General features: G+C 65.8%; 17 protein-coding genes and 1 pseudogene. 7 read left to right on the top strand and 11 right to left on the bottom strand.

All coding sequences use genetic code 11. From position 1 onward, the window contains the following. Nucleotides 1–55 precede the first annotated feature (55 nt). The 4 genes and pseudogenes from ABIC16_RS15785 (at nucleotide 56) to ppdK (ending at nucleotide 6,373) form a co-directional block, all read left to right on the top strand. Nucleotides 56–952: a glycine--tRNA ligase subunit alpha gene (locus tag ABIC16_RS15785; protein WP_277967638.1), complete on the top strand. Its 897-nt coding sequence runs from the start codon at nucleotides 56–58 to the stop codon at nucleotides 950–952. Beyond that, nucleotides 949–1,200, top strand: coding sequence for a hypothetical protein (locus ABIC16_RS15780; protein ID WP_354291795.1), 252 nt, complete (start codon nucleotides 949–951; stop codon nucleotides 1,198–1,200). Before ABIC16_RS15785 ends, ABIC16_RS15780 begins: the two co-directional genes overlap by 4 nt. Then, nucleotides 1,197–3,626, top strand: a complete 2,430-nt coding sequence (gene glyS / locus ABIC16_RS15775) for a glycine--tRNA ligase subunit beta (RefSeq protein ID WP_354291794.1) — start codon at nucleotides 1,197–1,199, stop codon at nucleotides 3,624–3,626. The genes ABIC16_RS15780 and glyS overlap by 4 nt, the downstream gene beginning before the upstream one ends. A 79-nt stretch (nucleotides 3,627–3,705) precedes the next feature. Further along, nucleotides 3,706–6,373 (top strand): annotated as a pseudogene (gene ppdK, locus ABIC16_RS15770) (pyruvate, phosphate dikinase). A 54-nt stretch (nucleotides 6,374–6,427) separates the two neighbouring features. Here ppdK and ABIC16_RS15765 read toward each other — a convergent pair. The 8 genes from ABIC16_RS15765 to ABIC16_RS15730 form a co-directional block, all read right to left on the bottom strand. After that, complete coding sequence (locus ABIC16_RS15765; protein ID WP_354291793.1) at nucleotides 6,428–6,724, bottom strand: hypothetical protein; 297 nt, start codon at nucleotides 6,722–6,724, stop codon at nucleotides 6,428–6,430. A 67-nt stretch (nucleotides 6,725–6,791) separates the two neighbouring features. Next, nucleotides 6,792–7,781 carry a type II secretion system F family protein gene (locus ABIC16_RS15760; protein ID WP_354291792.1) on the bottom strand — a complete coding sequence of 330 codons (990 nt, stop codon included), beginning with the start codon at nucleotides 7,779–7,781 and terminating at the stop codon, nucleotides 6,792–6,794. A gap of 2 nt (nucleotides 7,782–7,783) precedes the next feature. Continuing rightward, the gene (locus ABIC16_RS15755) at nucleotides 7,784–8,758 is read right to left on the bottom strand and encodes a type II secretion system F family protein (RefSeq protein ID WP_354291791.1); all 975 of its coding nucleotides are present in this window, start codon (nucleotides 8,756–8,758) and stop codon (nucleotides 7,784–7,786) included. A gap of 36 nt (nucleotides 8,759–8,794) precedes the next feature. Beyond that, nucleotides 8,795–10,084 (bottom strand): CpaE/TadZ family protein, encoded by a 1,290-nt coding sequence (locus ABIC16_RS15750; protein WP_354291790.1) that lies wholly within the window; start codon nucleotides 10,082–10,084, stop codon nucleotides 8,795–8,797. Next, nucleotides 10,081–10,752, bottom strand: coding sequence for a CpaD family pilus assembly protein (locus ABIC16_RS15745; RefSeq protein WP_354291789.1), 672 nt, complete (start codon nucleotides 10,750–10,752; stop codon nucleotides 10,081–10,083). The genes ABIC16_RS15750 and ABIC16_RS15745 overlap by 4 nt, the downstream gene beginning before the upstream one ends. Before the next feature lie 14 nt (nucleotides 10,753–10,766). After that, the gene (locus ABIC16_RS15740) at nucleotides 10,767–12,314 is read right to left on the bottom strand and encodes a type II and III secretion system protein family protein (RefSeq protein ID WP_354291788.1); all 1,548 of its coding nucleotides are present in this window, start codon (nucleotides 12,312–12,314) and stop codon (nucleotides 10,767–10,769) included. Continuing rightward, nucleotides 12,315–13,358 carry a Flp pilus assembly protein CpaB gene (cpaB, locus tag ABIC16_RS15735; RefSeq protein ID WP_354291787.1) on the bottom strand — a complete coding sequence of 348 codons (1,044 nt, stop codon included), beginning with the start codon at nucleotides 13,356–13,358 and terminating at the stop codon, nucleotides 12,315–12,317. A gap of 41 nt (nucleotides 13,359–13,399) precedes the next feature. After that, on the bottom strand, nucleotides 13,400–13,882 hold the full coding sequence (locus ABIC16_RS15730) for an A24 family peptidase (protein ID WP_277969145.1): 483 nt from the start codon (nucleotides 13,880–13,882) through the stop codon (nucleotides 13,400–13,402). A 48-nt stretch (nucleotides 13,883–13,930) separates the two neighbouring features. Here ABIC16_RS15730 and ABIC16_RS15725 point away from each other — a divergent pair, with 48 nt between their 5' ends. From ABIC16_RS15725 to ABIC16_RS15715, 3 genes are all read left to right on the top strand, one after another. Then, entirely contained in the window at nucleotides 13,931–14,875 is a 945-nt protein-coding gene (locus tag ABIC16_RS15725; RefSeq protein ID WP_354291786.1) for an alpha/beta fold hydrolase, read from the top strand. A 6-nt stretch (nucleotides 14,876–14,881) separates the two neighbouring features. Then, a complete protein-coding gene (locus ABIC16_RS15720; RefSeq protein WP_354291785.1) occupies nucleotides 14,882–15,973 on the top strand; it encodes an NAD(P)/FAD-dependent oxidoreductase in 1,092 nt (363 codons plus the stop codon). A 111-nt stretch (nucleotides 15,974–16,084) separates the two neighbouring features. After that, nucleotides 16,085–18,514, top strand: a complete 2,430-nt coding sequence (locus ABIC16_RS15715; protein WP_354291784.1) for a TonB-dependent receptor — start codon at nucleotides 16,085–16,087, stop codon at nucleotides 18,512–18,514. Between the two features lie 30 nt (nucleotides 18,515–18,544). Here the strand turns inward: ABIC16_RS15715 and rnhA are convergent, their stop codons facing one another. From rnhA to ispH, 3 genes are read right to left on the bottom strand one after another with little or no spacing between them, the layout of a single operon-like run. Beyond that, nucleotides 18,545–19,021, bottom strand: coding sequence for a ribonuclease HI (gene rnhA / locus ABIC16_RS15710; protein WP_277969149.1), 477 nt, complete (start codon nucleotides 19,019–19,021; stop codon nucleotides 18,545–18,547). Beyond that, nucleotides 19,018–19,977, bottom strand: coding sequence for a homoserine kinase (gene thrB, locus ABIC16_RS15705; protein ID WP_354291783.1), 960 nt, complete (start codon nucleotides 19,975–19,977; stop codon nucleotides 19,018–19,020). Before thrB ends, rnhA begins: the two co-directional genes overlap by 4 nt. Nucleotides 19,978–19,980: 3 nt before the next feature. Next, the gene (ispH, locus tag ABIC16_RS15700) at nucleotides 19,981–20,940 is read right to left on the bottom strand and encodes a 4-hydroxy-3-methylbut-2-enyl diphosphate reductase (protein WP_277969151.1); all 960 of its coding nucleotides are present in this window, start codon (nucleotides 20,938–20,940) and stop codon (nucleotides 19,981–19,983) included. Nucleotides 20,941–21,039 lie beyond the last annotated feature (99 nt).

The raw sequence follows: 21,039 nt of genomic DNA, 5'->3' as shown, positions 1-21,039 counted from the left end.
GCTTTCCGATGAGGCGTTGACCCCCTTGCTGCGCTGCGCCAAAGCCCTGCTTATCATGACCGACCGCCCGATGAGCTTCCAGCGGATGATCCTAACGCTCCATGACTATTGGAGCGATAGGGGATGCCTGATCCTGCAACCCTATGACATGGAAATGGGGGCGGGGACCTTCCACACCGCCACGACGCTGCGCGCGCTCGGCCCCAAGCCGTGGAATGCCGCGTTCGTCCAGCCATGCCGCCGCCCGACCGACGGCCGCTATGGCGAGAACCCCAACCGGCTCCAGCATTATTACCAGTATCAGGTGATCCTGAAGCCGAGCCCGGCGGACTTGCAGGAGCTGTACCTCGGGTCGCTCGCGGCGATCGGGATCGATTTCACGAAACACGACATCCGTTTCGTCGAGGATGACTGGGAATCGCCGACGCTCGGCGCCTGGGGCCTCGGCTGGGAAGTCTGGTGCGACGGGATGGAAGTCACCCAGTTCACCTATTTCCAGCAGATGGGCGGGTTCGACATGAAGCCGGTCGCGGGCGAACTGACCTATGGGCTCGAGCGGCTCGCGATGTACATCCAGGACAAGGATAGCGTCTACGACCTCGCGTTCAACGACGCGGGCGTGACGTACGGCGAGGTGTTCCACGAGAATGAGGTCGAGATGTCGACCTGGAACTTCGAAGTGGCGGACACCGACAGCCTGTTCGATTCGTTCCGCAAGCATGTCGCCGAATGTGAGAACAGCCTGGCGGCGGGGCTGCCGATCCCGGCGTACGAGCAGGCGATCAAGGCGAGCCACGTGTTCAACCTGTTGCAGGCGCGCGGGGTCATCTCGGTCGCCGAGCGGCAGGCCTATATGGGCCGCGTGCGCGATCTCGCGAAGGGCAGCTGCCAGGCGTGGATCGAAAAGCACACGCCCGCGTGGCAGGAAGCCTATCCGGGGTGGACCGCATGATCCGCGCCGCAGGCATTTTTCCGTCTTTTCGTGGCTTTGTGGCTTTGTGTGAGAAGAAGGGTTTGATCACGCAAAGGCGTAAAGGCGCTAAGAGGGTGTGTGCCGCAGCAGGCGGCGCGCGCGCTGGTGAGGGTTTTGTTGAGCTTCGCTCGGGCTTTCCCGCCGAAGGCTATGGCCCTTCCTTCTCCCTTCTCTTGGCGTCTTTGCGCCTTTGCGTGATAAAACCCTTCTTGACGGTGCCCGCATGACCGATTTCCTCCTCGAACTCCGCTCGGAAGAAATCCCCGCGCGGATGCAGGACCGCGCGCGCGAGGATCTCGCCAAGCTGTTCGCCGCCGAACTGGCGAAAGCCGGTCTCGCCGCGACCGAGCTCGTCACCTACGCGACGCCGCGCCGCCTCGCGCTGATCGCCCGCGGGCTCCCGACCGAGACCGCCGCCGTGTCCGAGGAAACCAAGGGCCCCAAGGCCAGCGCGCCGCCGCAGGCGCTCGAAGGCTTTCTCCGCAAGACCGGCCTTACGCGCGAGCAACTGGTCGAGCGCGACGGCGTGCTGTTCGCGGTGGTCGACAAGCCCGGTCGCGCGACCGCCGGCGTGCTCGCGGATGCGATCCCCGCGATCATCCGCGCCTTCCCCTGGCCCAAGGCGATGCGCTGGGGCGGGACGTCGACCACGATGGAATCGCTGCGCTGGGTCCGCCCGTTGCAGGGGGTCGTCGCGCTCTTCGGCGAGGAGATCGTGCCCGTCGCTATCGCCGGCATCACCAGCGGTGCCGCCACCGTCGGGCATCGTTTCCACCACCCCGGCATCATCACGATCGGTTCGGCCGACGATTATGTCGAGAAATTGCGCGCCTGCCACGTCATCGTCGACCAGGCCGAACGCCGCCAGATCATCGCGCTCGGCGCGACGATGGCCGCGCGCAAGGCGGGGCTAGAGTTGGTGCAGGACGAGGGGCTGCTGACCGAGAATGCCGGGCTCACCGAATGGCCGGTGCCTTTGTTGGGGCGCTTCGACGCGTCGTTCCTGAGCGTCCCGCCCGAAGTGATCCAGCTGACCGCGCGCGTGAACCAGAAGTATTTCGTGTGCCGGGATGCCGGTGGTGCGCTGGCGGATGCGTTCGTCTGTACCGCCAATATCGATGCGGTCGATGGCGGCGCGAAGATCGTCGAGGGCAACCGCAAGGTGCTCGCGGCACGGCTGTCGGATGCAAAGTTCTTCTACGAGACCGATCTCAAGGTGCCGCTAGAGGCACAGGCGGAGAAGCTTGACCGGATCGTGTTCCATGAGAAGCTCGGCACGGTCGCGGACAAGGTCGCGCGCGTAGCGAAGCTGGCACGGTGGCTGGTCGAAGAGGGCATCGTAAAGCCCCTCCCCTTCAGGGGAGGGGTTGGGGGTGGGGCCGTGCCTGCTTCCGACGGCCAGATTGCTGAACTGCCCCACCCCAACCCAGTGGCGGGTCGATCAGGCTCCCAGCCTGATCTGAACCGCGCGGGGCGCGGTTCACCCGCCACTCCTGAAGGGGAGGGGCTAAAGGAAGAGCTCGCCAATCTGGCGGAACGCGCGGCCCGGCTCTGCAAGGCGGATCTCGTCACCGGCATGGTCGGCGAATTCCCCGAGCTGCAAGGCCTGATGGGCGGCTATTACGCCGCCGCGCAAGGCGAAGACCCCCGCGTCGCCGCCGCAATCCGCGATCACTACAAGCCGGTCGGGCAGGGCGATGACGTGCCGACCGATCCGGTGACGGTGGCGGTTTCGCTGGCAGACAAGCTGGATACCCTTCTAACCTTTTTCTCATACGACATGCGTCCGACTGGGTCGAAGGATCCCTTTGCACTGAGGCGGGCGGCAGTAGCTTCAATTCTGCTGATAACGACCAATCAGCTCCATTTGTCGCTTCGCGCATCAAAGCTGGAAAAGGTGATCGGATGGATCAGCCCCGAGTACGGAGATCTGTTCGACGTACTTGAAGCAATTCCTGACATTGGGCAGACCACAGAGCAAGACGACGAACGAGCCGCAGTTATGGAAGAAATCCGTAGCAGAGGAGCTCGTATTGATGGGCCTCTATCCGACTTCTTCGCCGACCGCCTCAAGGTCCAGCAACGCGAAGCCGGTGTCCGCCACGACCTGATCGATGCGGTGTTCGCGCTCGGTGGGGAGGATGATCTCGTCCGCCTGCTCGCGCGCGTCCATGCGTTGCAGAAGTTCATCGGCACCGAGGACGGCACGAACCTGCTCGCCGGGTACAAACGCGCCGCGAATATCCTAAAGAAAGAGGGCGTTCCTTCTTCTCCCTCTCCCCTCCGGGGAGAGGGCCGGGGAGAGGGGCTGCCACAAGCGCCATCGCCCGATACTGCCCCTCTCCCCGACCCTCTCCCCGCAAGCGGGGAGAGGGAGAAGGTTTCGCTGTCCTACACGCCCGAACCAGCAGAGACTGCGCTCGCCACCGCGCTCGACTCCGCCGAACCCGCCGCCACTGCGGCGATCGCGCGCGAGGACTTCGAGGCCGCGATGGCCGCGCTCGCCAGCTTGCGCGCACCGATCGATACGTTCTTTGAAACCGTGATCGTCAACGACCCCGCGCCCGAAAAGCGCACGGCCCGTCTCGCATTGCTCGACCGGGTTCGTGCTGCGGTGCACAATGTGGCGGACTTTTCGCGGATCGAGGGATGATGCAACCGCTTTACGCCTAACCTTAGCCTAACCTTCCAATCGCCTCCCCAGCGAATTCAACCTGTTAGAGGGAAGACGCATGACTCAGTACGTATACCGCTTCGGCGGCGGGGTGTCCGATGGGGGCAAGGGCGACCGGAATTTGCTGGGGGGCAAGGGCGCGAATCTGGCGGAGATGGCGTCGATCGGCCTGCCGGTCCCGCCGGGCTTCACGATTTCGACCGATTTCTGCGCAGTCTATTACGATGAGGGCGGCCAGTTCCCGCAGGGCCTGCGCGACGAAGTCGCGACCGGGATCGCGCATATCGAGGGCATCACCGGCAAGGTGTTCGGCGACGCGGCCGACCCGTTGCTCGTCTCGGTCCGGTCTGGTGCACGCGCATCGATGCCGGGGATGATGGACACCGTCCTCAACCTCGGGCTCAACGACCAGACCGTCGAGGGCCTCGCGACCACCTCGGGCGACGCGCGCTTCGCGTGGGACAGCTACCGCCGCTTCATCCAGATGTATTCCGACGTGGTGCTCGAGCTCGACCACGGCGCGTTCGAGGAAGCGCTGGAAATCGCCAAGGAAGATCGCGGCTATTTCCTCGATACCGATCTCAGCGCGGACGATCTGCGCGGCCTCGTCGCCGAATATAAGGGCCTGGTCGAGCAGCAATGGGGCAAGCCCTTCCCGCAGGACGTGCACGACCAGCTCTGGGGCGCGGTCGGTGCGGTGTTCGGTTCGTGGCAGTCGGAGCGCGCAAAAGTCTATCGCCGCCTCAACGACATCCCGGCAAGCTGGGGGACCGCGGTCAACATCCAGGCGATGGTGTTCGGCAACATGGGCGAGACCTCGGCAACCGGGCGTCGCCTTCACCCGCGATCCGTCGATCGGCACGCGCGCTTATTACGGCGAGTTCCTGATCAATGCGCAGGGCGAGGACGTCGTCGCCGGCATCCGCACCCCGCAATATCTCACCGTCGCCGCGCGCGAAGCGGCAGGCGCCAAGCCCGCCTCGATGGAAGAGGCGATGCCCGAAGTGTACGGCGAGCTGGCGAAGGTGTTCGACCTGCTCGAGACGCATTACCGCGACATGCAGGACATCGAATTCACGGTGCAGCAGGGCAAGCTGTGGATGCTCCAGACGCGCTCGGGCAAGCGCACCGCCAAGGCCGCGCTCAAGATCGCGGTCGACATGGCGAACGAGGGGCTGATTACGCGCGAGGAAGCGGTCGCGCGGATCGATCCGATGGCGCTCGACCAGCTGCTTCACCCGACGCTCGACCCCACGGCGACGCGCGACGTGCTGACCAAGGGGTTGCCCGCCTCGCCGGGTGCGGCGTCGGGATACGCCGTTTTCGACAGCGATACGGCGGAAAAGCGCGCCAACGCTGGTGATTCGGTGATCCTAATCCGCACCGAAACGTCGCCCGAGGACATTCACGGGATGCACGCTGCGCGCGGCATCCTCACCGCCCGCGGCGGGATGACCAGCCACGCGGCCGTCGTCGCACGCGGCATGGGGCGGCCGTGCGTCTCGGGCGCGGGGTCAATCGCGATCGACGCCAAGGCCGGCACGATGCGCGTCGGCGATCGCACGATCAAGGCGGGCGATATGGTGACGATCGACGGCACCACCGGTGAAGTGATGGCGGGCGAAGTCCCGACCGTGCAGCCCGAATTGTCGGGCGATTTCGCGGCGTTGATGGTGTGGGCGGATGGCGTGCGGCGCCTCAAGGTCCGCGCCAATGCCGAGACCCCGCTCGACGCCAAGGTCGCGCGCGAGTTCGGTGCGGAGGGGATCGGTCTGTGCCGGACCGAGCACATGTTCTTCGATGCGCAGCGGATCACCGATGTCCGCCAGATGATCCTGGCCGAGGACGAAGCAGGCCGCCGCGCCGCGCTCGACAAATTGCTGCCCGAACAGCGCAGCGATTTCGTCCAGCTGTTCGAAGTGATGGCCGGGCTTCCGGTGACGATCCGCTTGCTCGATCCGCCGTTGCACGAATTCCTCCCGCACGAGGAAGCCGAGTTCGCCGAGGTCGCGCGATCGGCGGGGATCGACATCGCGGTGCTCAAGCGCCGCGCGGCGGAACTGCACGAATTCAACCCGATGCTCGGGCATCGCGGGTGCCGGTTGGGCGTGACCTATCCCGAAATCTACGAGATGCAGGCGCGCGCGATCTTCGAGGCGGCGGTCGACGTCGCGCAGCGGTCGGGCGCGGCGCCGATTCCCGAGGTGATGATCCCGCTGGTCGGCACCCGGCGCGAGCTCGAATTGATGAAGACGGTGGTCGACAAGGCCGCACAGGCGGTGTTCGCAGCGACCGGCACGACACTCGACTATCACGTCGGCACGATGATCGAGCTCCCGCGCGCCTGCCTGATGGCGGGCGAGATCGCCGAGGTCGGCGCGTTCTTCTCGTTCGGAACCAACGACTTGACCCAGACCACGCTAGGCGTGAGCCGTGACGATGCGGCGCGCTTCCTGAGCACTTATGTCGAGCGCGGGATCTATGCACGCGACCCGTTCGTCAGCCTCGATGTCGAGGGTGTCGGCCAGCTGATCGCGCTCGCGGCAGAACGCGGACGGGCGACGCGTCCGGACATCAAGCTCGGAATCTGCGGGGAGCACGGCGGCGATCCGGCGAGCATCGCCTTCTGCGAGACGGTCGGGCTCGATTACGTCTCGGCATCGCCTTATCGTGTCCCGATCGCGCGGCTGGCGGCGGCGCAGGCTGCGCTGGCCAAGCGCGACTGAGACAAGGGGTGGGGGGCGTCGTTCCCCCCACTTCTTCGGTGCGACGGTTCGGTCTTACATCCTGTCGCGTGGCGGCAAAGGGCCGGACTCCCGCAGTGCTGCGATCGTCCGATCCGCGTCCGCCAGCTCGGTGCGGAGCATCTCAATCTCGCGGTTCTGCTCGGCGACGCGCTCGTCGGCGGCGCGCAGATGGCCTTCCGTCTCTTGCCGATAGACCATGTTGCGCGCCGTTTCGTCCTGCAACTGGCGTTTGTACTTCCGCGTTCCGGGCGCGCTGGCATAGCCGATCAGCCACCCGGCGACCAACACGACGGCCAGCAGGACGAACTGTTGGGGTGTCGTAAACGGCATGTCGGGTCTCCTGCTCCAAAGCGGTGACGACGACCCTGACCGTTCGACAAGCACGTCGCAAGTGCTTCTATTTGAACGCGTCTGCGATCGAGCATGCGGCGGGGCCGAGGATGACGATGAACAGCGTCGGCAGGATGAACAGGATCAGCGGAATCGTCATGATTGCGGGCAGCCGTGCCGCCTTCTCCTCCGCGCGCATCATCCGCTCGTTGCGGAATTCGGCCGAAAGCACGCGCAAGGCGGACGCGAGCGGGGTCCCGTATTTCTCGGTCTGCACCATGGTGGTGACCACGCCCTTGACCGCGTCGAGCTTGACCCGCGAGGCGAGGTTTTCGAACGCCTGCCGCCGTTCCGCGAGGAACCCGAGCTCGATCGCGGTCAGCGTGAATTCGTCGCCAAGTTCGGGGTATGCCTTGCCCAGTTCGCGCGCGACGCGGTTGAACGCAGCGTCGACGGTCAGCCCCGCCTCAGCGCAGATGACGAGCAGGTCGAGCGCATCGGGCAAGCCCTTCTGGATCGCCTGCGACCGCTTGGTGATCTTGTTGTCGAGATAGAGATCGGGCGCCTTGTACGACAGCACGAAGTTGGTCGCGACGATCGCGTACATCTTCCACGGCGTCCAGTTGGCGAAAATGCCGCTGCCGTAGACCAGGTACAGGACCAGCACGCCCCATGTCAGCGGCAGCACCAGCCGACCGAAAATGACCGCGACGGCGTATTCCTTCGACCGGATTCCCGCTTGCATCAGCTTGACCTGCGCGGCCTTGACCTGGCTGTCCTGGAGGACTTTCAGGCTCGACAACAGGTTCTTGATGCGGTCGGTCGTCTCGTTCTTGGTGACGAGCTTCGCGCGGCGCTTGGTCGAGGCGGTGATCCCCGCCTTCAATTGCTCGCGTCGGTCGTTGAGCGCCTTGACGCGCTTGGTCATCGGGTCGTTGACGGTGGTGACCGCGTAGAGGGCGAGCAAAACCATGAAGGCCGCGACCCCGGCGAGCAGAGTCGCCACGGTGTAGACGTCAAAGCCGAGAACCATCGGACCGGTGTGTGCAGGTGCCATCGTCAAATCTCGAAACTGACCATGCGGCTCATGATGAACGCGCCCATGCCCATCCACAGCATCCCGATCCCGCCGGTGACCATCAGGCGCTGATCGATGAAGAAATTCGCCATATACGGGGGGTTGATGATCCAGATCAGCGTGAAGACGATGAACGGCAACGACCCGACGATGTACGCCGACGCCTTCGATTCCGACGACATTGCGCGGATTTTGAGCTTCATTTGACCCCGCATGCGCAGGACCGTGGCAAGATTGGCAAGCGTTTCGGCCAGATTGCCGCCGGTTTCACGCTGAATCGCGATGGTAATGCAGAAGAACTGGAACTCGGGCGTGCCGAGCCGATCCGCGGTATCCTGCAGGGCGGCGTCCATGGTTCGACCGATCTTCATCTTGTCGGTGATCGTCTTGAACTCGACGCCGACCGGCCCGTCGACTTCCTGCGCCACGACCGAGATCGTCTCGGTAATCGGCAGGCCGGATCGCAAGCCGCGGACGAGCAGTTCGATCGCGTCGGGAAACTTGGCGGTGAACTTGCCGATCCGGCGCTTGATCGTGAACCCGACCACCTTGTGCGGCACGCCCGCCCCGATCACGACGCCGACCAGCAGCGCGAGCAGGAAGGGCAGCCCCAGGATCGCGAGCAGGAGCGTGACGCCGCTGACGGCAAGAAGCGTCGCCACGCCGTATTGACCGACCGTCCAGGTCTTGCCGGTCATCGCGAGCCGCTTCTTGAGCAGGGCGGGGTTCGGCAGGAAGCGTGCCGCGGCCAGATCCATGCGGTTGCTCCGCGCGGCCGAGATCCGGCGCAACTGCGCATCCGCCAGGACATTGCCCGTTTCACTGTGCCGTTCGCGCACGGCATCCAGGCGGCGCGACCCCGAGCGGTCCGCATTGGGCCCGGTGAAGGCAAACGCCATCAGCATCAGCACGACCAGCGCGCCCAGGCCCAGCGAAAGGATCGGGATGAGGTTCATGGCGCTGTCACACGCCCCGCATGAATGCGAACGCGGTCACTTTTTCTTGCCCGACTTGGAGAGCATCCCCTTCAGGTCGAACTTGCCGATCAGCGACGTGCCCTTGCTGACCGCAGTCTTCTTGCCGCCGGTGTCGATCGACTGCGCGGAATCGCCGACCGCCATCAGATTGGCGGCAAGCTCCGCCAGCGGCTGAATCGTCTTGGAAGTCTTGCCGACTTCGGCGAGCGGCTTGCCCAGTTTCGCGGCTTGCGCGGCGAGCTTCTGATCGAACGGAATGGCGTAATCGATCTTGCGCTCGATCGACCCCTCGAAGTCCTTCCGACTGATTTCGAGCTGGGCCGCGACCTGCAGCTTGTTCGCGACCACCACGACCTGGGTCTGCGGCGCGTTGGTCTTGAGCCACGACAACAGCCGGATCGTGTCGCGTGCGGCCGCCAGCGTCAGTTCGGTCACGATCACCGCGACCTGGATGTCGGTCATCAGATGTGGGTGTTGCACCAGCATCCCGCGCGGCAAGTCGACGATCGTGCATTCGAACGCGGCGCGCATTTCTTCCTGCAACTGGTAGAACGCCGTGCCATCGGTCATCACCGGAACGCTGATCGGAGCTTCCGCGGACAGGACAGACAGCCGTTCACTGGCCTTCACCATCGCGCGTTCGATGAACAGGCCGTCGATCCGGCTCGGATTGTCGATCGCATCGGTCAGGCCGCGCCCGGGTTCGAGATCGAGCGCTAGCGCACCCGTGCCGAAATGCACGTCGAGGTCGAGCAGAGCGGTGGTCCGCGCGCCTTTCTCGCTCATCATCCACGCGATCGATGTTGCCAGGGTCGATGCCCCGACGCCGCCGCGGGCGCCGATGAAGCAGGTCGAGATATGCGGGCGTTCGGTTGTGGCTTCGACCGCCTTGGGCGCATTCAGCATCGCTTGGGCATGGCCGAACGCGTCGCGCAGCATGTCGGGGCTGAGCGGCTTGAGCAGATAATCCTGAATGCCGCTGACGACGAGCTCTCGGTACAGCCGGACGTCGTTGACCTGACCCGCAGCAATGACGACCGTGCCGGGTTCACACACTTCAGCTAACGCGTTGATGTCGTTGATCGGATCGCCGCTCTCGGACAGGTCGACGAACAGGATTTGCGGGGAGGCGGACACGGACAGCGACTGCACGGCGTTGCGCAGTCCGCCCTTGTTCACCTTTTCCGGTGCCCAGCCCATTTCGACCGCGACCGGGCGGAGCGTCTCGGCGGTGGTCTCGTCGCAGACATAGGCGGCGAAGGGGTCCCGCGACCCTATACGACCGGGGTTGAAGGGTGCGTTCATTTCTTGCTCCCGCCGCCGGTGCTTTCCGTCAGGATGGTAATGCCGCCGTTTCCGGTCGGCACTGCCTTGCGATAGGCGTCGATCGCGCGGTTCGACGTCGCCTGGTCGGTGATCGGGCGAGTCACCTGACCGTGCACCAGATCGCCCGGATTGGCGACCATCGCGGCGATGTTCGAATTGACCGCGCAGCCTTGATTGGACGAGGTGTTGCTCTCGAACTCGGGCGAGCGAACCCGGCTGAAATCGGGGCAGCCCGGGACCTTTGCGGACATTCGAGTCACGACGATCCGTGCCGTGCCGGGCGGGACCGGGGTATCGGTCAGCGGCACGTCGTTCGCCAGCAGCAGGCCGTAACGCGCGGTCTCGGCGGCGACCGTATCGCGGATCGCGCCGCCATCGCCGTCGGCGCTTTCGACTGCGATGGAATCGCCATAGCCAACCCTGAGCGACGCCATCCATCCGGCCAGCCGTTGCCGTTCGCCGGGAGCGAGGCCGTCGGGCGTGGTGGTGACGTCGAACGCATAGCTGGTCCGACTGACGACGGGCTGGTGGACCGATTCGAGCCCGCGATTCTGCGTCCCCGCGCAACCGCTCACCAGGAGCAGGGCGGGCAGGAGAGCAGGGAGCAGGCCGGTCGCGATCGACCTTGCGCGCATATCCATGGTCATGTCGCTCAAAGACCTCAATTCAGGTTGAAGCCGGGTGCGGCGGCGGGGCTGCGCTTGGCGGACGGGCGGGGGGCGGTGGGTGTCGGGGCGGGCGCGACCGCGCGCGGCCCCTGATCCAGCGGAAGCGTCGGCGTGGCGGGCGCAAGATGCGGCTTGGGCCGCTCCGCGCCGGTCTGTCCGCCGCCAAGCTGGCCGAACAGTACCCGGTCGAGATCGGTCGGCGCTTTCAGGCCATCGGTCGGCAGCACGATGTCGTTCGCGTTGACCGGCTTCACCAGATACGGCGTGATGACGATGACCAGTTCGGTTTCGTTGCGCTGGAACGCGTTCGAGCGGAACAGCGCGCCCAGGACCGGCACGTCGCCGACGCCCGGGGCCTTGGTGATCGAATTGTTGTGCGTGTTCTGGAGCAGCCCGGCGATCATCATGCTCTGGCCCGACCCCAGCTCGACCGTCGTTTCCGCGCGCCGCGTGGTCAGTGCCGGGATCGTCGTGCCCGAGATCGTCACGGCACCATCGGACGTCAACTGGGACACTTCGGGGCGGACGCGTAGCGAGATGCGGCCATCCGCCAGCACGGTCGGGGTATAGGCGAGGCTGACACCATATTGCTTGAATTCGACCGATACCGCGCCGAGCCCCTGGCTGAGCGGGATCGGGATTTCGCCGCCTGCGAGGAACGATCCGGTCTCTCCCGAGATGGCGGTGAGATTGGGGTTGGCGAGGGTCGATACCTGGCCATCGGTTTCGCCTAGATCCAGCGCGGAAATTAGATCGAGACCGAGCACTCGACCGGCTAGACCGAAGGTCGTGTTACCAGCCAGTTTCGATAGCACGCTGGTCGTATCGTTGCCTTTGTCCATTCCGGTAAAGAGATTTCCGCTCGGGACATATTGCGTGGCGGCGGGGCGACCTTGTCCGATGCCGAACTTGAACCCGCTGGTCCTGTCGTATGAGCTAAGATTGACGCCGAGGTTTTTGACGAAGCTGCGGCTGACCTCAGCGATGCGGACCTGAAGGTTGACCTGCAGTGGGGTTGCGGTTCCGAGCCGCGACAGCACCTTGGCGGTGTCGCCGACGAACGCCTGGACGAGCCGCGTGGCTTCGGCGGCATCTTCCGGCGAAGCGACCGTGCCGGTCAGCAGTACGAGCCCGTTCATCGGCGTCGCGACGATCTTGGCGTCGGGCATTGCAAGACCCAGCATCTGCTGGATCGAATCGAAGTTGCTGCCGACGCGGATGGTCGCGGAATAGACCACCGCGCCGCTCTTGCTGGTCGCCGAGATGGTGGTCTCGCCCGCGCCGCGCCCGAAAATATAGAGCTGGGTCGGTGAGCGGACCTGCACGTCGGCGATCTTCTCGTCGGCGACGAAGACGTCGCTCATCGGGCGGGCGAGCGTCACCAGACGGCCGCGACCGGTGTTGACCTGAAAGACTGGCGCGGTCGTGGCGCCTTGGACGGACGCGACGGTCTGGGCGGCCGCCTGGGGCAGGGCGCCCATGCTAGCCGCGACCGACGCGGCGGCCAGCGACCAGCCGAGCGAGATCGAAACGCTACGCATCTACTTCTTCCCTTCGACGGCGACGTCCGTCACCGTATTGCCACGTGCGATGTGGACCATCGGGCCCGTGCGGGCTGTTCCGCCTGGAAAGGCGGCGGCGGGCGCGCCCATCGGGGCCATGCCGGTGCCAGGGCTTGCGCCGGACATATCCGTTGCCTTGCCGGGCACGGTGCGGCGCTGATAGCGGGACACGTCCGCACCGGTCGCCATCGAGCCGCTGCCTGCCGAGGGCGCGCTGGCGATCCGCGTCAGCATCGCGCGTTCGGCCTTGGGGTCGTCAGGCATCGACACGTCGCCGCTCGCGATTGCCTGCTCGAGTTCGGTGCTGTTGTCCGCGATCGAGCGCAGCGACAGGGAGATCGTCCCCACCGTCTGCGCGACCGCGATCTGTTCGGCCATTCGCGGGGTCGCCTCGATCGTCACGTTCGAAAAGGTCTTCACCACGGTCTTGCCGTCGTCGCCGACCGCATTGTCGGTGCGCTGGTCGGTCGCCAGCACGCGCATGTTGCGCATGATCGTCTCGGCTGCCTTGAGCGGCGGGCCGTCGCCGCCACCGACGACGCTTTGCGTGAGGATCAGGTCGATTCGGTCACCCGGGAAGACGAAGCCCGCGACGCTGGTGGTCGCCTCGACCGGGACGGTGACCGCGCGCATGCCCGGTCCGAGTGCTGCCGCAAGAAACCCACGGTCGCCCGGCTTGACCAGCGCGCCTTGCGTCAACGGCTGCCCCGCGGTGATCGCGTTGCGGACGACGGTGCCCTGCAGCGACTTGGGGTCGAACCCGGCTTTCTTGATGTAGTAGACGTTCTGGACGAGTTCCTTCGGCCACGGCTGATAGCGCAGCGAGCTTGCGTCGAGGATCGTACCGACCGGCAGCGCCTTGGTCGCGACGAGCACGTCGGGGCCATCGGGTGCCGCAGCGACGACCGTCATCGCGGCGGATTGCGGGGCCGGGGTGCCGACGATCAGCGATCGCGCCATAAATGCGGTGATCGCCGCGACGATCAGCGCGCCCACCAGCAACAGGATCTTACGACTATCCATTTCCGATTCCGACCTCTCGAACGCGGCCGGTTGGGCCTGCGTTAAGCATATCCACCTAGGTGGTTAAAAAGCGGTGCACGCAGCACCAAAAGCGCAGCGATTGCGATCGCGACTCCGTAGGGAACCTCGATCGGGGTGGGGCGCGGGCGCATCGCGCGGTCGACCAGCAGGACGATCGTCAGCACCCCACCCAGCAGCGACATGACGACGAGCATCCACAGCAACGGCTGGAGCGGGAGCCACAAGGCGAGCGCGCCGATCATCTTGACGTCGCCGCCGCCCATCCAGCCGAAGTGGAACGCCGCGACGAAGCTCGCGAACACGACGAGTGCGAGACCGAACTGAAGCGCCATGTCGGGCCAGGGCGAAAGCCCGCTACTCCACCACCACACGGGCGCGAGTAGCGCGATGGCTGCGTTCTTCCAATTGGCGATCTCGCGGACGCGCGCATCCTCGACCGCGGCCGAGAGGAGCAGGCATACCAGCGCGAGGAGGACCGCAGTCGAAAGAGAAGGCACGCCCATGGCCGAAAGCCCTAGACGACGTGCCTTTCGAAAACGTAACCATGCCGGATGGTCTCCCCCCAATTGTACCGGCGCGCGATTCCCGCAGCGGCGCGAATCACGCGCTGGTCCGCGCCGGATGGATGGATGCTCCGCCGGTTCGACTGGCCTGCGAAGGGCACGCCGCGCGGGCGGTTGCTGTTCCAGGGCGGGCGGGGCGACATCTTCGAGAAGTATCTGGAAAGCTTCGCGCACTGGCAGGCGCAGGGCTGGTCGGTGACATCGTTCGACTGGCGCGGGCAGGGTGGATCGGGGCGGCTCTCGAAGTCCGCGCACGTCGGCCATGTCGAGGACTTCAGACAGTATATCGACGATTTCCGGGCGTTCTGGGCGGACTGGGTGACCAAGGGCGCCGGGCCGCACGTCGTGATCGCCCATTCGATGGGCGGGCACTTGGTGCTGCGCGCACTGGTCGAGGGCGCCGCGACCCCCGATGCGGTCGTGCTGGTCGCGCCGATGCTTGGCCTGCACAGTCCGGTCGGTCAGCGGCTTGGCGGACGGATCGCCGCGATGATGGCGCGTCTGGGTGATCCCGCGCGTGCCGCGTGGCGCGGGAACGAGCGTCCCGCAACGACGGAAACACGCCAAGCGCTGCTGACGCACGATCCCGCGCGCTATGAGGACGAGATCTTCTGGCAGTCGACGCGGCCCGAATTGCTGCTTGGGCCACCGAGCTGGCGCTGGCTATCGCAGGCGTTCGCCTCGACGCGAGCGCTGCAACGCGATTCCCGGCTTGGGTTGTTGAGCGTGCCGACGCTGTTCCTGCTCGCCGATGCGGACACATTGGTGTCGACCAAGATTGCCGCGCAGGTCGCGGCCCGGATGCCGGAGAGCCAGACCCTGCGCTTCGGCCCCGAATCGGCGCACGAGATCCTGCGCGAGGCAGACGGCGTCCGCACCCGTGCGATCGGCGCGATCGACGCGTTCTTCGCCGCGCACACGGCAAGGGGATAGTCCGACATGCGCTATGACGTCGCCATCGTTGGGGCCGGCATGGCGGGCGCGAGCCTTGCCGCCGCGATCGCGCCTTATGCTTCGGTTGTCCTGCTCGAGGCCGAGGACCAGCCGGGGTATCACGCGACCGGGCGCTCGGCGGCGTTCTGGTCGGAGACATATGGCGGCCCCGGGGTCCAACCGCTGACCACCGCGTCCGGCCCCGCGCTCCACGACGGCGGGTTCCTCCAGGCGTTGGGGTCGCTCCATATCGGGCGCGAAGCGGACCGCGCTGCGATCGAGGCGTTCCTGGCGGAGTTCGACGGCAGCGGGGTCGCACTGGAGCGAGTCGATCCGCAGGCGATGGTGCCCGGGCTGCGGCCCGACTGGACGCTCGGCGTGCTCGAACAGAGCAGCACCTATATCGACGTGGGGGCGCTCCATGCGCATTATCTCGCGCAGGCGCGGCGCGGGGGCGTCCGGCTGGTCGTGTCCGCTGCGCTGTCGGGCGTGACGCACGTCGGCGACGGCTGGTCACTCGAAACGCGGGCGGGCCTGTTTGACGCCACGGTGCTCGTCAATGCCGCCGGGGCGTGGGCCGATGCGGTCGCGCGGATGGCGGGGGTCGCGCCGATCGGGATCACCGCTTACCGCCGCACGATGGTCCAGCTCGCGACCGATCCGGGTCCACCCGAGGGGTTGCCGCATGTCGTTGGGATCGGCGGCGATTTCTATTTCAAACCCGAGGCGGGCGGCAAGATCTGGCTCAGCCCGCACGACGAGACCGCGACCGACCCGGGCGACGTCCAGCCCGAGGAGATCGACGTCGCCATCGCAATCGACCGGTTCGAACGTGTCGTCGACTGGCGCGTGACTCGGGTCGAGCGCCGCTGGGCGGGGCTGCGCAGCTTCGCGCCCGACCGGTTGCCGGTCTACGGGTTCGCGCCCGATGCCCCGGGGTTCTTCTGGTGCGCGGGGCAGGGCGGTTTCGGCATCCAGACCGCGCCCGCTGCGGCGGCGCTGGCAAGTGCGCTGCTGCTCGGGCGCGTGCCGGACGCCAGCGTTGGTGGGATCGATGCGGACCGCTATGCGCCGGGGCGGTTTGCGCCAGTCAGGTAACTGGAATGACACGGCAATGAGGCCGGCGCGGTTCTACTTGATACGGCGCTTCAGCCGGACTAGCGTCCCGCCATACCGGTAGCCAAAGGCGCCGTAACTAGGGGGGGATCAATGCAAGCATATGCATCGCCGCGCGCCGTTCTGGCGTCCGGATTTTCTGTCGTCGCCTTTGTCGCTTGGGCGGCCGCCACGCCGGCTCTTGCGCAAGTCGCGCCGGATACCACGTCGCAACAGGCCGAACCCGCGGCCGACGGAAACGACATCGTCGTCACTGCGAACAAGCGATCGACGACGATCCAGAACGTTCCCTTCTCGATCAACGCGCAGACCTCTGAAGACATCCGCCGCTCGGGCGCGACGACGCTTGAGGACGTGTCGCGCAACGTCGCGGGGCTTGCCATTCAGAACCTTGGGCCGGGACAGAGTCAGGTCGGGATCCGCGGCGTCTCCGCCGGGCAGGTCGCGCGTGACCAGCCGGGCGTGAAGGAGCAGGTCGGCATCTATCTCGACGAGTCGGTGATTTCGCTGTCGCTGTTTACGCCTGATCTCGACTTGTACGACCTCAACCGCATAGAGACGCTGCGCGGGCCGCAGGGGACGCTGTTCGGGTCGGGGTCGGTCGGCGGCACGATCCGCTACATCACCAACCAGCCGACCACGAGCCGGATCGAGGGATCGGTCGAGGCCAACGTCAACGTCGTTGCGGAGGATGCGCTCGGCGGGCATCTCAAGGGCGCGATCAATCTTCCGCTCAGCGAGAAGGTCGCGGTTCGCGCGGTCGGCTATTACACGCGGTATGCGGGCTTCATCGATGCGCGGCGCGAGGGCGGCGGGATCGACAAGAACGTCAACGACGGCGAACGCTATGGCGGGCGAATCGCGGTGCTGATCAAGCCGGTCGAGGGGCTCAGCATCACGCCGCGCTTCATCTACCAGAAGATCGACGTCAACGGGTTCAACCGGCAGGAGCGCTACAACCTTTTCGCCAACGACTTCACCACGACACGCCCCAAGGTGACGCTCGGCGAGCGCGAGCAATATCTGCTGCTCGACGAGAAGTTCACCGACGATATCAAGATCGGCGACCTGACGGTTCAGGCGAATGTCAAGGGTGTCGATATCACCACGGTGACGAGCTACACCGACCGTAACATCCTCGTCAGTCGCGATGCGAGTGCGCTGACCGGAAGCGTCTCGGTCGACCTCGGCTTCCCGACCGCTGCGGTGTTGCTCCCATCCAACCTGCGCGACACGACCAAGGTGACGTCCTTCACGCAGGAAATCCGCTTCGCCTCGGCCTATGCGAGCCCGTTCCAGTGGCTGATCGGCGGGTTCTTCTCGAGCACCGACCGCGACTATGCGCAGCGGCTGCCGACGCCGGGCTATGACGCCTTCACCGATAGCGTGCTCGGCGCGGGGACGGCGGCGGCGGTCGCCAACGGGTTCGCGGCGGATTCGCCGTATAACGCCAACATCCCGTACAAGCTCAAACAGCTCGCGATCTTCGGCGAGGCGAGCCTCGCGATCACCGACCGGCTCAAGGCGACCGCGGGCGGGCGCTATTACGGGTACAACGAATCGCGCGTGTTCAAGTCGGGCGGGTTGTTCACCAATGGCGACAACAACAGCGACCGGACGTCCTCGGAAGGATTCTCGCCACGGTTGCTGCTGAGCTACAAGGCGGCGGATCGCGTGACCTTCAACGCACAGGCGTCGAAGGGCTTCCGGCTTGGCGGGGTCAACGACCCGCTCAACATTCCGCTTTGCTCGGGCGGTGCGGGCGGTCCGGACGCCGCGACCTTTGGCAACCGCCCGCGCTATGGCGACGAGACGTTGTGGAACTATGAGGGCGGGATGAAGGCGCGGTTCGGGCCGGTCACGCTCAACGCCGCGGCATTCTACAACGACATCAGCAATTTGCAGGTCACGGCGGACGCGGGAAGCTGCTCTTCGCGGATCGTGTTCAACGTGCCTAAAGCGCATTCCAAGGGGGTCGAGCTCGAACTGTCGATGACGCCGGTGACGGGGCTCGATCTGGGGGTGTCGGGCAGCGTGCTCGAAGCGCAGTTCGATGCGACGCTGGCGCGCCCCGACGGCAGCGTGATCGAGGGGATCCGCGATGGCAACCGCTTGCCCTCGGTGCCGAAGTTCCAAGTGTCGGCCAACGCCAGCTACCGCTTCGCGGTCGCGGCATCGACTTATGCAGTGTTCAGCGGGTCGTTCCAGCATGTCGGCAGCCGCTTTACGCAGCCGGGCGATCAGGAGAACAACCCCCGGCGGTTCGTCACCGGTCTGCCGTTCGGCGGTGCGCCAGCGACAGCGGCGACCGTGATCGACTTGCGTCTGCCACGCTACGAACTGGTTGGGTTGCGCGCCGGGCTCGAATTCGCGCACGATCTCGCCGTTTCGGTATACGTCAACAATCTGCTCGATGAGAACGCCTTGCTCTCGTTCGATCGCGAGCGCGGCGGGCGTGCGCGGCTGGCCTTTACGACCAACCAACCCCGCACGATCGGGCTTACGGCAAGCAAGCGGTTCTGAACGCCAGAGTTGCTTTGTGCTGGCGGGGCGTTAGCGCCGCGCCGCCAGCATCGCGGCATCGCTCGCCAGTCGGTCACAGCGCTCGTTGTCCGGATGGCCGGCATGGCCCTTGACCCATACCCAGTCGATCCGGTGCGGCTTGGCGGCGTCGAGCAGCGCCTGCCACAGCTCGGCGTTCTTGACCGGTTGCTTCGCGGCGGTCTTCCAGCCGTTCTTCTGCCAGCCCTTGATCCACTTGGTCAGGCCATCCATCACATAACGGCTGTCGGTCGACAGCGTGACGCGGCACGGGCGTTTCAGCGCGCGTAAGCCCTCGATCGCGGCCATCAACTCCATGCGGTTGTTGGTCGTCATCTTCTCGCCGCCGGACAACTCCTTCTCGGTCCCGCCGCTGCGAATCAGCGCGCCCCAGCCGCCCGGGCCGGGGTTGCCCTTGCACGCGCCATCGGTGGCGATTTCGACTTTGGTGAGTTCGGGCGGCGTGATCGGCGGAGGCGTATCGGTCATCGCGTCCGCTTAGCCAGCTCCGGGGCATAATGCGACAGCCGCCGGACATAGGCGAGCGGATCTTTTCGCGTCACCAGCGCGTCGGCAGGCGTGTTGAGCCAGTCCCACGCGCGCGACAACGCGAAGCGAACGCACGCGCCCGCCGCCAGCGTCGGGAACAGCGCGGTTTCCTCCGCCGAGAGCGGCAAGCGCTCGCCATAGCCTTGCAGCAGCGCCGCACTGATCCCGGCATCGAACTTTGCACCCGTCGAATCGAACGACCAGGCGGTATCCATGATTGCGAGATCGAACACGCGGATATCGGTGCACGCGAAATAGAAGTCGATCAGCCCCGACACGGTATCGCCGCGCATCAGCACGTTGTCCGGAAACAGATCGGCGTGAATCGCACAACGATCGAGCGAGTCGTCCGGCCAGCGATCGACGACGGCATCGAGCGCGAACCCGAGCTCGTCGTACAGGCCGGGCGCAATGTCATCGAGGCTGCGACCGCATCGGTCGAACAGCGGGCGCCAGCTGTCGACGCCCATCGTGTTGGCGCGGGTAAGCGGGAAATCGGCGAGCGCCATATGCATCCCGGCCATCGCCGCGCCCGCGGCATGCGCTTGTCCCACGGTCGGATGTGTGATCGACACGCCCGGCAGGAACTGGATCAGGCAGGCGGGGCGCCCTTCGAGCCTATGGATCGCAACCCCGTCGCGATTCTTGATCGCGGGCGGGACCGGGTTCCCGCGCGCCGCGAGATGGTCGAGCAGGGCGAGGAAGAACGGCAAGTCGTCGCTATCGACACGCTTTTCATACAGCGTGAGGATGAACCGCCCGGTCGTCGTGTCGACGAGGTAGTTGGTGTTCTCCACCCCCTCGGCGATGCCCTTGGCGGAGACGAGCTCGCCGCAGTCGAACCCGCGGAGAAAGGTGCCGAGCGCCTCGGCCGAAACCTGTGTGTAGACTGCCATGGGTCAGGCCGCGACGTCGAGGCCGCGGGGAAGCTTGAACGAGACCGTTTCGCGCGTCGTCGCCACTTCGCGTTCGGTGACGTCGAAGCGTTGGCTGAGCTGGTCGACCAGTTCGCGCACCAGCACTTCGGGGGCGGATGCGCCCGCGGTCAGCCCGAGCGTGCGGACGCCCTCGAGGAAGGTCCAGTCCAGGTCCACAGCCCGCTGGATCAGCCGCGCCGGCGTGCCTTCGCGCTCGGCGACTTCGACCAGACGGAGCGAGTTGGACGAATTGGGCGCCCCGATCACCAGCATCGCATCGCACTCCTGCGCGATCGCCTTGACCGCGGCCTGACGGTTGGAGGTGGCGTAGCAGATGTCCTCGCCCGGCGGCCCCTGGATCGCGGGGAAGCGGCGCTTCAGGACGGCGACCACGTCGGCGGTATCGTCCATCGACAGCGTTGTCTGCGTCAGGAACGCAAGGTTCGCGGGGTCGGCGGGGGTATAGGCTTCGGCATCGGCAACCGTCTCGACCAGCGTCATCGCGCCCTCGGGCACTTGTCCGAAGGTGCCGATCACTTCCGGGTGGCCGCGATGGCCGATGAAGACGATGTGTCGCCCGACGCCGACCATCCGTTCGGCCTGGCGATGGACCTTGGATACGAGCGGACAGGTGGCATCGAAGAAATCGAGCCCGCGTTCGGTCGCCTTGTCGGGAACCGTTTTGGGCACGCCGTGCGCGGAGAAGACGACGGGAACGCCGTCGGGCACGGCATCCAGCTCCTCGACGAACACCGCGCCCTTCGCCCGCAGCTGATCGACCACGAACTGGTTATGGACGATCTCGTGGCGGACGTAGACCGGGGCACCGAATTTCTGCAGCGCCAGTTCGACGATGCGGATGGCACGGTCGACTCCTGCGCAGAAGCCGCGCGGAGCAGCAATGATCAGGTCGAGCGGAAGCTTTGCGGCGGTGGTACTCATGCGGGGGCGATCCTACGCGATTGCTTGCGTGCGCGAAAGGCGGTTCCTATGAAGCGGGACGTCCGTGCCGTCGCTTCACGACACGGAATCCCTTTGCAT

Source organism: Sphingomonas sp. PvP055, assembly GCF_040546365.1.
Taxonomy (GTDB): Bacteria; Pseudomonadota; Alphaproteobacteria; order Sphingomonadales; family Sphingomonadaceae; genus Sphingomonas; species Sphingomonas echinoides_A.
Note: the sequence above shows the minus strand (reverse complement) of the source record. Positions and strands in the feature narration are given on the sequence as shown.

Excerpts from the sequence above, each read along its gene's own strand:
- ABIC16_RS15750 (WP_354291790.1), bottom strand. The coding sequence starts at position 10,084 with ATGAACGCACCCTTCAACCCCGGTCGTATAGGGTCGCGGGACCCCTTC.
- ABIC16_RS15730 (WP_277969145.1), bottom strand. The coding sequence starts at position 13,882 with ATGGGCGTGCCTTCTCTTTCGACTGCGGTCCTCCTCGCGCTGGTATGC.
- ABIC16_RS15715 (WP_354291784.1), top strand. The coding sequence starts at position 16,085 with ATGCAAGCATATGCATCGCCGCGCGCCGTTCTGGCGTCCGGATTTTCT.
- ABIC16_RS15725 (WP_354291786.1), top strand. The coding sequence starts at position 13,931 with ATGGTCTCCCCCCAATTGTACCGGCGCGCGATTCCCGCAGCGGCGCGA.
- ABIC16_RS15720 (WP_354291785.1), top strand. The coding sequence starts at position 14,882 with ATGCGCTATGACGTCGCCATCGTTGGGGCCGGCATGGCGGGCGCGAGC.
- ABIC16_RS15760 (WP_354291792.1), bottom strand. The coding sequence starts at position 7,781 with ATGGCACCTGCACACACCGGTCCGATGGTTCTCGGCTTTGACGTCTAC.
- glyS (WP_354291794.1), top strand. The coding sequence starts at position 1,197 with ATGACCGATTTCCTCCTCGAACTCCGCTCGGAAGAAATCCCCGCGCGG.
- ABIC16_RS15765 (WP_354291793.1), bottom strand. The coding sequence starts at position 6,724 with ATGCCGTTTACGACACCCCAACAGTTCGTCCTGCTGGCCGTCGTGTTG.
- thrB (WP_354291783.1), bottom strand. The coding sequence starts at position 19,977 with ATGGCAGTCTACACACAGGTTTCGGCCGAGGCGCTCGGCACCTTTCTC.
- cpaB (WP_354291787.1), bottom strand. The coding sequence starts at position 13,358 with ATGGATAGTCGTAAGATCCTGTTGCTGGTGGGCGCGCTGATCGTCGCG.
- ABIC16_RS15785 (WP_277967638.1), top strand. The coding sequence starts at position 56 with ATGACCGACCGCCCGATGAGCTTCCAGCGGATGATCCTAACGCTCCAT.
- ABIC16_RS15755 (WP_354291791.1), bottom strand. The coding sequence starts at position 8,758 with ATGAACCTCATCCCGATCCTTTCGCTGGGCCTGGGCGCGCTGGTCGTG.
- ABIC16_RS15780 (WP_354291795.1), top strand. The coding sequence starts at position 949 with ATGATCCGCGCCGCAGGCATTTTTCCGTCTTTTCGTGGCTTTGTGGCT.
- ispH (WP_277969151.1), bottom strand. The coding sequence starts at position 20,940 with ATGAGTACCACCGCCGCAAAGCTTCCGCTCGACCTGATCATTGCTGCT.
- ABIC16_RS15740 (WP_354291788.1), bottom strand. The coding sequence starts at position 12,314 with ATGCGTAGCGTTTCGATCTCGCTCGGCTGGTCGCTGGCCGCCGCGTCG.
- ABIC16_RS15745 (WP_354291789.1), bottom strand. The coding sequence starts at position 10,752 with ATGACCATGGATATGCGCGCAAGGTCGATCGCGACCGGCCTGCTCCCT.
- rnhA (WP_277969149.1), bottom strand. The coding sequence starts at position 19,021 with ATGACCGATACGCCTCCGCCGATCACGCCGCCCGAACTCACCAAAGTC.